This window comes from Citricoccus sp. NPDC079358 (genome assembly GCF_040702545.1).
Classification (GTDB): Bacteria; Actinomycetota; Actinomycetes; order Actinomycetales; family Micrococcaceae; genus Citricoccus.
The window spans coordinates 429,469-442,102 of the sequence record NZ_JBFBLI010000001.1; the positions used below are offsets into that span (position 1 = coordinate 429,469).

The window sequence follows — 12,634 nt, forward strand, 5'->3', positions numbered from 1 at the left end:
CTGACAACGTGACTCGAATGAGTTTTGTCCGCAGAGCCACGTCCACCACGGCCGGCAAGATCCTCTCGTTCCTCGGGGTGAGCGCACTCGCCGGACTCCTGGTGGCGGGGCTGTTCCTCCCGCTGGCCGTCACCGGCGGGGCCACGGCATCCACGGGGTCGGACATGATCGATCAGTTCCCCGCGGAGCTGCGGGAGGAGCCCGTCAGCGTGCCCTCCCGCATCCTCGCGGAGGACGGCACGGAGCTGGCCACGTTCTATGCGGAGAACCGCCAGCCGGTCGAGCTGGACCGGATCAGCCAGGACATGCAGGACGCGATCATCGCGATCGAGGACGAGCGGTTCTACGAGCACGGCGGGGTGGACCCGCAGGGCATCGGCCGCGCGCTGGTCACCAATGCCTCCTCGGGCTCCCAGCAGGGTGCCTCCACCATCACGCAGCAGTACGTGAACAACATGCTCATCAATGCGGACATGCTCCGGGGCGAGGAGCGGCTGACCATCTCCGGCACGAAGACCTATGCGGACAAGCTCAAGGAGATGAAGCTGGCGGTCTCGGTGGAGCAGGAGATGTCCAAGGAGGACATCCTCGAGGGATATCTCAACATCGTGCTGTTCGGCGGCCGCACGTACGGCGTGGAGGCGGCCGCGCAGTACTACTGGGGCATTCCCGCCGCAGAGTTGGACATCGCCCAGGCGGCCACCCTCGCCGGGGTGGTGAAGTCCCCGAACGGCTACAACCCGGAGACGAACCCCGAGGCGTCGGTGGAGCGGCGCAACATCGTGCTGAACTCCATGCTGTCCCAGGGGAAGATCACCGAGCAGGAGCACGAGGACGCCACCAACGCGGACCTCGGTCTGGACATCCACCAGGAGGCCACCGGCTGCATCTCCGCCTCCCAGGCCCCCTATTTCTGCGACTACGTGCACCGCGAGATCCTCGCGAGCGAGGCCTTCGGACCGGACGTCGAGTCCCGCGAGCAACTGCTGAACCGCGGCGGACTGGAGATCACCACCACGCTGGACTCCGGGCTGCAGGACCAGGCTCAGCAGTCCGTGGAGAAGACCGTCCCCGCAGGGGACGCCTCGGGTGCGGGTGCCTCCCTCGTGACGGTGGAGCCGGGGACCGGCAACATCAAGGCGATGGCACAGAACACCAACTACTCACCGGAGGAGAACGAGGGCGCCGGCAACACCGTGCTGAACTTCAACGTGGACGCGGCCCAGGGTGGTGGCAACGGCTTCCAGGGTGGCTCCTCGCTCAAACCCTATGTGGCGGCATCCTGGCTCGAGAGCGGCCGGTCCATGTATGACATCGTGGACGCCTCCCAGGACCACTGGCCCCAGGGTTCCGAGTTCCAGGCCTCCTGCCAGGAGGGTGGCTCGATCTCCATTCCCGACGAAGGCGGCTGGAAGGTCAACAACGTTATCGACAACATGAAGCGGGAGATGACCGCCGACTTCGGCCTCTACTGGTCCACGAACACCGTCATGGTCAACATGGCCGAGGAGCTGGACCTGTGTGACATCACGGACCTGACCACGCGCCTCGGCGTGCACCGCGCGGACGACGGCCAGCCCCTGAACCCCGCCAACCCGTCCTTCATCCTCGGCGCCGAGGAGTTCGCGCCCATGACCCAGGCGGCCGCCTACGCCGCCTTCGCGAATGACGGTCAGTACTGCGCCCCGCGCTCGCTGGTCTCCGTCAAGGACACCAACGGCAAGGAGTACGACGTCGGCGCACCGGAATGCGACCAGGCGCTCGATCCCGAGGTGGTCGCCCAGTTGAACGAGACGCTCACCAACATCGCCCAGCGCACCGCGGACGAGACCGGCCAGACCGAGACCGTCGAGCAGGCGCCGATGGGCGGCAAGACCGGTACCAACAACGCGCAGTCCTCCACCTGGTACATCGGGTACACCTCCGGGTTGTCCACGGCCAGCTGGGTGGGGCGCTACCAGGACCTGAAGTCCCTGGCCGGCGTTCCCGTCAACGGGCAGCGCCACGAGGACTTCTGGGGCAGCACCCTCGCGGCACCCCAGTGGTTCGACTACATGGGCCAGACGGCGGCGCAGTTCCCGGCCGAGGAGTTCCGGGCGGCCCAGGACTCACCGATCCAGAACCCGGGCTCCCGTGACCGCTACCAGATGGGCGGAGACGGCACCGAGCCGGGCAACGAACCCCAGCGGCCCGGAGACGCCGCCGATGGGACTCCGGACAATCCGGATGCGGACTCACCCTCGGGGCCCGCGCCCAGCGGGACGGCCCCGACGCCCTCGGAGTCCGGATCGCCGACTCCGGCGCCCTCGGGTTCCGGTTCGCCCGCGGCGCCGTAGTCCAATGGTGGACCAGGTCTCGAAACCTAAGCTACTCATGAGTAGTATCTTGGTGTCACACCCAGTCACCACCGCTCCGGGAGGATCACCGTGCGCCGCCGCATATTCGAGACCGAACATGAAGACTTCCGCGATGCCGTAGCCGAGTTCGTCAGCCGCAAGGTCACTCCGAACATCGAGGCGTGGGCCGAGGCCAAGGGCCTGCCGCGGGAGTTCTGGCTGCAGGCCGGCCAGCAGGGCCTGCTCGGACTGGAAGTCCCGGAGGAGTTCGGCGGCGGCTATCCGCAGGACTACCGCTTCAACGCCGTGGTCTTCGAGGAACTGGCCAAGGTCAGCTTCGCCATCTCCTCCTGCGTGGGCATCGATGCGGACATCGTGCCGCCCTACATCGTGGACCTCGGGACCTCTGAGCAGCACGCCCGCTGGCTGCCCGGGGTGGCGGAGGGCTCCATCGTCACCGCCATCGCCATGACCGAACCGTCCGGCGGCTCCGACCTGGCCAACCTCAAGACCACCGCGGTGCGCGACGGCGACGCGTGGGTCGTCAACGGTTCCAAGACCTTCATCACCAACGGCTACTCCGCCGACCTGGTGGTGGTCGCCGCCCGCACCAGTCCGGAGAAGAAGGCCAAGGGCATCACCCTGTTCGGCGTCGAGACCGGAATGGCGGGCTTCGAGCGGGGCCGCAAGCTGGACAAGGTCGGCCAGCCTGAATCGGACACCGCCGAACTGTTCTTCACTGATGTCCGCGTCCCGGCCGAGAACATCATCGGCCAGGTGGACACCGGATTCATCCAGATGATGAAGAACCTCCCACAGGAACGTCTGGGCGCCGCCGTCTACGGGCTCGCCCACGCCCGTCAGATCCTGGACGAGACGATCGGCTACGCGAAGGAGCGCAAGGCCTTCGGGCAGTCGATCGGTGCCTTCCAGCACAACAAGTTCCTGCTGGCCGAGCTCGTGACCAAGGTCGAGGTCACCCAGGCCTTCCTCGACGACGCCATCATGGCCCACACCGCCGGCGAGCTCTCCGCCGTGGACGCGGCCAAGGCCAAGTACTGGGCCTCGGACGTGCAGAACGAGGTCATCGACCACTGCGTCCAGTTGTACGGCGGTTACGGCTACATGAACGAGTACCGGGTGGCCCGCGCCTGGAAGGACGCCCGCGTGAACAAGATCTGGGCCGGCTCCAACGAGATCATGAAGGAGCTCATCGGGCGCGATCTCGGGCTCTGAACCGAGTGAGTCGTCCGGGGGCTCCGGTGCGGGGCTCATTTGCAGGGGTTCGGATGCAGGGGCTCGCCGGCTGCGGCTATATCGGGAGCACCGGTCGCACCGGGCGCACTGGGCGCGTCAGTGGGCCGCGGCGTAGGACTCGGCAGCGGAGATCGAGAGTGGGAACCCCACTGGGGCCGCCCCGAACAGCAGCCGGCCGGCGGCTTGAGCCGCTTCCGTGACGATCTGATGCACGGCCGGCGCCTCCTCGGCGGGGCCATGCAGGACCACCTCGTCGTGGACGAAGAACACCAGGCGGGTCTTCATCGGGCGGAGGCTCCCGTTGGCTGTGGTGGTGCCTACGCGCAACCGCCGGCGGATCTCTCCCATCCAGCACAGGGCCCACTCTGCCGCGGTGCCCTGGATGACGAAGTTGCGGGTGAACCGGCCGGCCGACCGGCGTACGGTCCGGGCCCGCGACTCCGCCTCGGCCGTGGACACGTTTCCGGTGACCTCCAGCCACTCCGGCGCGGCCGGCGGGGAGGTTCGCCCCAGCCAGGTGGAGACCTGTCCGCCCTCCTCGCCGCGCCGCGCCGCGCGCTCGAGCAGGCCGATGGCCTCGGGGTACAACCGGCGCAGGTGGGGCATCAGCGCCGCTGAATCACCCGTCGTCGCGCCATACATGGCACCCAGTAGCGCCACCTTCGCCCGGGAGCGCTCGCCGAGTTCGGAACCGGCGCGCCGGCCCTGCTCGGCGACGGCCAGGTAGAGGTCGTGTCCGGAGCCGGCCTCGGCCAGGGCGCGGTCCCCGGACATCGCTGCGAGGATGCGCGGCTCCACCTGGGAGGCGTCGGCCACCGTGAGCAGATGCCCCGGATCGGCTCGGACGGCGTCCCGGACCACCGCCGGAATCTGCATGGCGCCCCCGCCGTGGGCGGCCCACCGGCCTGTCACCACGCCGCCGACCGAGTAGGCCGGATGGAAGCGCCCGTCCCGGACCCATTCGTCCAGCCAATGCCAGCCGTTGGCGGTCCACAACCGGTACAGGCGTTTGTACTCGAGTACTCCGGAGATCAACTCGGACCGTCGTCGTGAGTCGGTACCGCCCTCGGAGGCCCAGCCCTTCAGGTCCCAGGCCCGGGTGGAGGACACCCGTACGCCGGCGAAGTGGAGACCGCGCAACAGGTCCTGGGGTGAATCCGGGTTGAGGCCGGGCACTCCGAGGGTGTCGGCGATGTTCTCCGAGAGTTCCTGCAGGAGCCGCGGGCGCTGTCCCTCCGCCGGACGGGGGCCCAGCACCTCGGCGAGCATCTGCTCGTGCAGATCTCGGCGCCAGGGCAGACCCTCGTGCAGAATCTCCGCCGCGATGAGGGCACCCTGGGACTCGGCGGCCAAGAGAAGCTTGAGCCGGTGACGGTGCGGAGATCCCGCCACCGCGGTCAGCTGGGCCACCAGTTCGCGCGCCAGTTCGGGTGCCGTGGGGGAGCCGTGCCCCCGGCGGCTGGTGGAGGGCAGATCGAAGAACGTGCCTTGATCCGCCCGCGCCGCTGGTGGCTCTGCTGCCCACGGCTCGGGTTCCAGCACCGGGACGGAGACGACGGGGGAGTAGGGCGAGCCGGTGGACGTGGACGTGGAGGCGGAGGTGGAGGTGGAATTGGGGGTGGAGGCGTTAGAGGGTGAAGCGTTGGGGGAATCGGTGGCGGTGGTCAGGATGCGCTGGCACAGACTCAGGTCCCAGCATCGGCCGATCTCCACACCGGCCTCGAGCAACGGCCGGTAGTCCCGCGCCACGGACGTGAACACCCAGCGCACGGTCTCGGGGTTCAGCCCGAGCCGAGCGGGCAGCGTACGCACCAGGTCGGGGAGCGCGGCGGCGGTGACCGGGGGGAGGGGTTCGATCCGGCCGTCGTCGACCACCACCGGCATCCACTGCCCGGGGCGCCCGGAGTGCCCGGACCGCTCGGACGACTCGGACGACTCGGACGACTCGGTTCGACTGTCCTGCCCCGACGGGCCGGATGGTCCGGCGATCGAGCCGCGTGCCGGATCAGGGGCCGGGCCCAGGACGATGTGCATCCACCCATTCAACCCGACCCGGGCCCCTCGAAGCTCCTCGACGCCCCTGGAGTCGGACGGTGGCGCGGCGGCACGCTGCCCGTCGGCTCGTCGGCTCGTTGGCTCGTCGGCCCGTCGGTCAGTTAGTCGGCCACTCGGTTAGTCCGCCAGTCGGTCCGCCGGTCCGTCGGTTAGGCAGTCGGTTAGGCAGTCGATCGGTCAGTCGATCAGTCGATCAGTCGGTCCAGTCCGAACCAGGTCGGTCCGAAGGGTGCGAGCGCGAGCGGAGGAATTCGCCCACCACGGCGGCACCCAGGTCGTCCGCCTCCGGTGCCACCACGCGGCCGTCCACCCGCCGGGCCATGGCGGCGAGGAAGTCCACCAATCCCGGGTCGGATCCCAGCCGGAAGAAGGTGGTCTCCGCACCGAGCCGGCCGACGCGGTCGAGTTCGGCAATGGTGGCGCGCAACGTTTCGCGGTCGGGTGGGTAGGAGAACCACGCCTCGGGGCCGGCGCCGGGGTGGTGCAGGAGATGCGCGGTCGGTTCGCCGTCGGTGACGATCAGCAGCACCGGCTGCAAGGTGGGGTGCTGGCGGAAGAAACGGGTGGCGAGCATCAGCCCGTGGTGCAGGTTGGTGCCTTGTTCGCGCATGGGCGGCAGGGCGGTGAGCTCGTCGATGTCCACTCGCTGCGCGTAGCGGCCGAACTGCACGAGTTGCAGCTGGTCGCCGCGGAACCGGGTCGCGACGAGGTGGTGCAGGGCCAACGCGGTGCGCTTCATGGGCACCCAACGCCCCTCGGCCGCCATCGAGAAGGAGGTGTCCACCAGCAACGCCACGGCCGCCTGGGTGCGGGCCTCGGTCTCCTGGACCTCGACGTCGGCCACCTCGATCCGTAAGCCGGCCCGGGGATTCCTGCCCTCGGCGACCGTGCGGGCGATCGCGTTCGTGATGGTCTGGGTGACGTCCCACGGCTCGACATCGCCGTACTGCCAGGCCCGACTCGAACCGGTGAGCTCGCCGGCAGTCCCTGCCCGTCGGGTATCTCGCTGGCCCTGGCGTCCCGAGAGGCGGCCGGCGGCGTCCTTGAGCAGGGCAGTGCCGAGCTTGCGAACGGCTTTCGGGGAGAGCGTGATATCCCCGTCGGCGCCGCGGCGCAGGAGGCCGCTGTCCCGGAGCGCCTTCTCGAGTCGTTCGAGGGTTCTGGCGTCGGCGGCGGCCTCGTTCCCGAGCTGACGGGCCAGCCGGTCCACATCCAGGTCTGACAAGGTGGAACCGGGACCGGACTGGGAAAGCTGGTCGCTGAGCTGGTCGAGTTCGGCCAGGTCTTGGAAGACTCCGGTGCCGTCTCCGAGGCCAAGCCCTTGGCCGCCGTCGAACTGTTCTGACCCGGTCCAGTCCTCGCCGGGACGTAGGCCTTGGAGGTTGGCGTCGAGACGGTTCAATTGGTCCAGGAGGTCCGGGGATCCGAAGGCCTGCGCAGACAAGGCCATCAGTTCTTCCCGCTGTTCTGGGGACATGGATCGAAGCATCCGCTGAACCGCAGCCGAGCGCTGGGCGAGGGCGTCGATCAGCTCGTCAATATCTGTCGGGCCTTCGGGGAACTGGTCACCGTGTTGGGCCATGAAGTCCTGGAAGTCCTCGGGGGTGTCGTCACCGCGGGCGTGCTTGTCCAGCAGATCGTTGAGGTCCCGGAGCATGGCGGCGATGGCCGCCCGATCCTGCTCCGTGGCGGCTTCCAGTGCGTTCTTCATGCCGGCGAATCGCTGGTCGAGTAGCTCGCGCCCGAGCAGGTCCTTGATCTCCTCGAAGGCACGGCGCGCAGTGTCCGACTGCCAGTCATAATCGGCCAATTCCGTGACGGCGGCGGCAGTGGAGGCGGGGAGGTTCTGCAACTGCATCTCCCGGAAGGCCCGATCGGTGTCGCCCATCCGGATATCGCGGGCCAGCTGTTTGCGCTCCTCGAGGACGGCCTCGTCCAGGAGCTTCTTCGCCTCCTGGAGGGTGCCGTCCAGGCGGTGTCGGCCGAGCAGGTCGCGGCGCTTCTGCTGGACCCGGCCGGCGAGCTCATCCAGACCGGCCATCGTCCGTCCGCCGCGGCGCAGGAACTCCCGCAGGGCCTGCGCAGGGGAGTATCCGGCCATGACATCATCGGCCACGGCGTCGAGTGCCTCGGAGAGGTCGATCGGCGGTGCGAGTGGATCGGGGCCGCCGTCGTAGCGGCCGTAACGTGAGGACTGGTGGTGTCTCACGGTGACTCCTTCCCCTGATGCGGGGTCTCGGCGTTCCACCGTCACTCTACGTCTTCCCGACGCCGGCGCCACCAGGTTTTCCGGACTCGTTGCGGTGGTCTTGGGGTCGCCGACGGCTTGCCGGAAGCCGGCCGCTTGCTGGTGTCGCTGTGCGGCGGCCGCCTCCTGCACAGGCCTCCCATGCTCGGAGTGTTGTCCGCAAGGGAAGGGCGAAGCCTCCTACCACGTCCGTGCACTGTGTTCGAATAGGTGTACTAGTCAATCCGATGGGCATCGATCGACGGTCTCTCACCTGTCGAACAGCCGGCGAATCGTCATCGGGTATGACATGGATGAGCAGGACCGGCATGGGGACAAACGGGGGTGGCAAGGACGGTGTTGATCGATCAGGACGGCGTGTCCTCTCTGGACCTGCCCGAACTCTTGGCGGCCGCCCGCGTGCTGGTGGAGGAGGTGGCGGCACGGGCCACTGACCATGGCCTGCTGGGGTACCTCGACCGCTTCGCTGACGAGCCGGAGGTGGATCGGTCGGCGCAGTGGGGCCTCTATGCCCATGTTGCCGATGAGGCACCCGGCGAGGATGTCCACGGCGCCGACAAGACATCCGGCGAGACGGCGACCGATTCCGGTACTGACATCCATCAGGGCCAGGCAACGGCGGCGTCCTTGCCGATCGTTCTGGCTCAGGTGGAGGGACTGTCCCGGCGGCTCGATTCAGCTCGGATCGGATTGGCGGGGCATACGAATCGGATCTTCGACCTCCACGCCACCCGGCGTGAGGTGTTGGGGATACCAGAGGGCAAGACCGCGTACCGCAATGGCGCGGACTATCTCCGGCAGATCTTGCGGATCCACCGAGTCGAGGCGAAGAAGAGAGTGGCGCGGGCGCAGTGTGTGCTGGCCAGCCACGACCCGACCAGCTTGCAACCCGATGCCGTGGTCCCTCCAAAAATGCCGGAACTGGCTCGGGCCGTGGCTGAGGCAACCATGGATTCGGCCTCGGTGGACACCGTGGCGGCAACCCTGGCTGAGGCCGTCCGGGATGCTGGGCTGGCCGGTGCCGATCCAGACCTCGTCCACGGCCTGGTCACGGAAGGTGAGCGGATCCTCGTCGGACATGCCTGCCAGTCAGATCCTGAAACCGTGAAAAAGGTCTGCTCGCACTGGCGCCAGCGCTTCGATGCGTTGGTTAACCCGGATGGTCTGGAACCGACGGACGCCCAGGCCAACGCAGCTCAAGGATTGTTCTACCACGGCAGGGGCCAGGCCAACCTGCATCGGTGGCTGCTGATGGCTACGGATCTCCAGCATGAGGTCCTGCAGACCATCACCGCCGATGCCACCAATCCTCGCAAAGACAAGGACAAAGACCCGAGCAAGGACGAGGGCACCGGTACAGAAATCGAATCCGGTGCGTTGACAGGGTATGAGGATGGTACGGCGGCTCACAGTGAGGCCAGCCCGGGAATCGACACCGCTGCGGAGCCCTGGACCGGCCAGGTCCTGGAGATGGAGGCTCTGGACCCACGCAGTCTGGCGCAGAAACGGCTCGATGGTGTGGTGAGTGCCCTGAGCGGCGCCTTGGCCCTCACCTCGACGCATGCACAGGGGTCGAGGGATGGTGCAGAGGGCACCGTGGGCACCGACTGGCCGGACGCTGGCGGTGGGTCACGGCCCCAGGTGCTGGTGATGATCGACTACCAGACCCTGGCCGGACAATACCGGTGGCATCAAGCCACCGTTCCGCCGGAAACCAGCGGCCACCTGCTCTCCCAGGCTGCCTATACCGGGCCGGTGAGTCCGGCCATGATCCGGCAGCTGGCCTGTGACAGTGACCTGATCCCGATCGTGCTCGGCGGCAAGGGAGAGGTGCTGGACGTGGGACGGTCCCAACGGCTCTTCACGCGCAAGCTCAGACGGGCGATCACGGCCCGGGACGGCGGCTGCGCGGCACCGGACTGTTCCATCTATGCCCCGTGGTGCGAAGCGCACCACATCCAGCACTGGGAACACGGCGGTCCCACCAGTGTGGACAACGGAGTCCTGCTCTGCTCGCATCACCACCATGCCGTGCATGCCGGAGCCTGGGAGATCGAGGTCGTCGACGGGATTCCGTGGTTCATTCCGGCTCCCTATCACGACCCCGCCCAGACGCCGCGTCGCAATCACTATTGGCGGACGGGCTCCAATAACTCCACCACCACGAATGGTCAGAGACTTCCGGAAAAAGGCGAAGACGAAGGCGGCGAAGGCGAAAGCGATGGCGAAGCAGACCAGCAGGGTGCGGCGTGATCCGGCTCGATGCGGTGGGGTGGCCAGCGGCCCCCTTATCCGTAGATGGTCTGGCCGTCGTCGGACTCCTTGGATAGTTCACGGGCCAGGTACAGGCCTTCGAGGGCCAACTCGATGGCGCCGGCCCGATGCCCGAGGGCTTGCCCGGCAGCAGCATCCGGTCTCTGATCTTCGGCGGGGTGTCCTGCTGTGAGGTCTCCTGCTGCGAGGACGCCTGCGGTGAGGCCTCCTCCGGCGTCCGTCTGCGGGGTGGAATCTCGGGTAGCCAGGGCGCTCAGCCGTTGGACGATCTCGTCATACAAGGTCGGGTCCTCAAGTTCGGGCAGATCCGCCAGGAACTCGGCCGCGGTCACGCGTTCGCCGGTGGTGGTGCGGTGCCCGTCGAAGGCGTCGACCAGCGGTGCGAAGTCGAGGCCGGCAAAATGCTCCCGCACGGTCTGGGCGGTCGCGGTCCGCAACAGGTGTTCGAGGATCTCGTCTTCCCGGCCCTCCTCACCCGACTCGAATTCGATCTTGCCACCAAGCACTTCCGCAGCGGATTCCAGGTCCACGAGGCGCGCCACCGGTTCGTCGCCTCGAACGGTCGCCCGATGGCGGGCTGCGGCGGCGACGGTCTCAGCACCGGCAATGGCGAAACGAGCAGAGACTCCCGAGGACTGATTGACAGCGCTCGAGGAACGCAAGGCACGGGTGAACCTGGCCAAGATCTCCAGGACCACGTCCGGGACCTCCGCGGTCAGTCGTGCCTCCTGCCGGATCACCGCGATCTCGTGGGCCAGCTCAAGGGGATAGTGAGTGCGGATCTCCGCTCCGAAACGGTCCTTGAGCGGAGTGATGATGCGGCCACGGTTGGTGTAGTCCTCCGGGTTGGCGGAGGCGACCACCAGTACATCCAGGGGCAGGCGCAGCACGTAACCCCGGATCTGGATGTCCCGTTCCTCCATGACGTTCAAGAGAGCCACCTGAATCCGTTCGGCCAGGTCCGGCAACTCGTTGAGGGCGACGATCCCACGATTGGACCGGGGGACCAACCCATAGTGGATCGTCTCCGGGTCGCCCAGACGGCGGCCTTCGGCCACTCGCATCGGATCCACGTCGCCGATCAGATCGGCCACGGAGGTGTCCGGCGTCGAGAGTTTCTCCACATACCGCTCCGAACGGTGCCTCCACGCCACGGGCAACCGGCCGCCGTCGCGCGCGGCCCGTGCCCGGCTCTCAGAGGTGAGGGGCTCATAGGGATGCTCGTTGAGTTCAGACCCGCCGATCACCGGCGACCATTCGTCCAGCAATCCGCTCAGGGTTCGCAGCAGCCGGGTCTTGCCCTGGCCTCGTTCACCCAGCAGGACGACGTCGTGCCCGGCGATCAGGGCCCTCTCCAGCTGGGGAATGACCGTACGGTCGAAGCCGTGCAGTCCGGGCCACGGGTTCCGACCGGCGGCCAAGGCTGCCAGGAGGTTGGCGCGGATCTCCTCCCGCAAGGACCGCTGTTCGTGGCCGGCGGCGCGCAATTCGGCGAGGGTGCTGATGGAGGGCGGGGCCGCCTCAGGAGAGGTCGCCGAAGGCGAAAAGTCCGTGGGTGGCGTGGGATCAGGAACAGTGGCCATGATGCTCACGCTATCGGCGGCGGCCCAGCGCGTACAGAGACCCACCTCGTCCACATACCCACATCAAGGCCCACATCATGGGAGGGCCTGAATCGCGCCAGGACCCACTGGGGACCAAGAACCATGGTGAGCACGTGGACGGATGATGTCCACGCCGTGACTGTTCCCGGTCGCCCGCCTAGGCTGGCCGTGATGCCACGAGACGAGACGCCGTCACCCCCACCAACGCCGTCACCCCCACCAGAGGCCCCGACCACCCTGATCCTGTTGGTTCGGCACGGTCAGACACCGACCACTGGGACGGTGCTGCCAGGCCGTGCGCCCGGCTTGCATCTCTCAGAAGCCGGGGTGGAGCAGGCCGGCCGGGTCGCCGAGCGGCTCGCGGTGCTGCCGTTTGACGCCATCTACGCGTCACCCCTGGAGCGAACCCTCGAAACGGCGCACCCGACGTCGGCTCGGACCGGGGTGCCCGTTCTTGAGGACGGCGGGTTGTTGGAAGGGGACTTCGGCGACTGGACAGGGGCCCGGCTCGCCGACCTGTACCGCAAGCCCGAGTGGAAGACCGTTCAGCAACGCCCCTCGGTGTTCAGGTTCCCGGAGGGGGAGAGCTTCGTGGAGATCAGGGACCGGATGACGGCCACCCTGGAGCGGCTACGGCACTCCCATGAAGGTGGGACAGTCGTGTGCTTCTCCCACGCGGACCCCATTCGAGTGGCCGTTTCCGACGCCATGGGCACGCCGCTGGACCGATTCCAGCGGTTGAGCATCGGCCCGTGCTCAGTCTCCGCGCTGTCCTACCAGGACGGACGTGATCCCGTGGTGCTCACCGTCAACTCGACGCAGGACACCCTGGCTCAGCTCAGGGCGTCGTAGGCGCCCTG

Annotated in this window: 7 protein-coding genes; 4 read left to right on the forward strand and 3 right to left on the reverse strand. The window is 67.8% G+C overall.

The window, feature by feature from the left end:
- Positions 1 to 17: 17 nt before the first annotated feature.
- Both AB0333_RS02045 and AB0333_RS02050 read left to right on the forward strand, forming a co-directional pair.
- On the forward strand, positions 18 to 2,336 hold the full coding sequence (locus AB0333_RS02045) for a transglycosylase domain-containing protein (RefSeq protein ID WP_366217094.1): 2,319 nt from the start codon (positions 18 to 20) through the stop codon (positions 2,334 to 2,336).
- 90 nt (positions 2,337 to 2,426) lie between these two features.
- Positions 2,427 to 3,572 (forward strand): acyl-CoA dehydrogenase family protein, encoded by a 1,146-nt coding sequence (locus AB0333_RS02050; protein ID WP_366217095.1) that lies wholly within the window; start codon positions 2,427 to 2,429, stop codon positions 3,570 to 3,572.
- Positions 3,573 to 3,689: 117 nt separating this feature from the next.
- Here the strand turns inward: AB0333_RS02050 and AB0333_RS02055 are convergent, their stop codons facing one another.
- Positions 3,690 to 5,627, reverse strand: a complete 1,938-nt coding sequence (locus AB0333_RS02055) for a bifunctional 3'-5' exonuclease/DNA polymerase (RefSeq protein WP_366217096.1) — start codon at positions 5,625 to 5,627, stop codon at positions 3,690 to 3,692.
- Between the two features lie 214 nt (positions 5,628 to 5,841).
- Positions 5,842 to 7,857, reverse strand: coding sequence for a VWA domain-containing protein (locus AB0333_RS02060; RefSeq protein ID WP_366217097.1), 2,016 nt, complete (start codon positions 7,855 to 7,857; stop codon positions 5,842 to 5,844).
- A 378-nt stretch (positions 7,858 to 8,235) separates the two neighbouring features.
- Between AB0333_RS02060 and AB0333_RS02065 the strand changes: the two genes are divergently transcribed.
- On the forward strand, positions 8,236 to 10,149 hold the full coding sequence (locus tag AB0333_RS02065; RefSeq protein WP_366217098.1) for a DUF222 domain-containing protein: 1,914 nt from the start codon (positions 8,236 to 8,238) through the stop codon (positions 10,147 to 10,149).
- Between the two features lie 35 nt (positions 10,150 to 10,184).
- Here AB0333_RS02065 and AB0333_RS02070 read toward each other — a convergent pair whose 3' ends face one another.
- On the reverse strand, positions 10,185 to 11,753 hold the full coding sequence (locus AB0333_RS02070; RefSeq protein WP_366217099.1) for a sigma 54-interacting transcriptional regulator: 1,569 nt from the start codon (positions 11,751 to 11,753) through the stop codon (positions 10,185 to 10,187).
- Between the two features lie 192 nt (positions 11,754 to 11,945).
- Here AB0333_RS02070 and AB0333_RS02075 point away from each other — a divergent pair, with 192 nt between their 5' ends.
- Positions 11,946 to 12,626, forward strand: a complete 681-nt coding sequence (locus AB0333_RS02075) for a histidine phosphatase family protein (RefSeq protein WP_366217100.1) — start codon at positions 11,946 to 11,948, stop codon at positions 12,624 to 12,626.
- Positions 12,627 to 12,634: the final 8 nt, after the last annotated feature.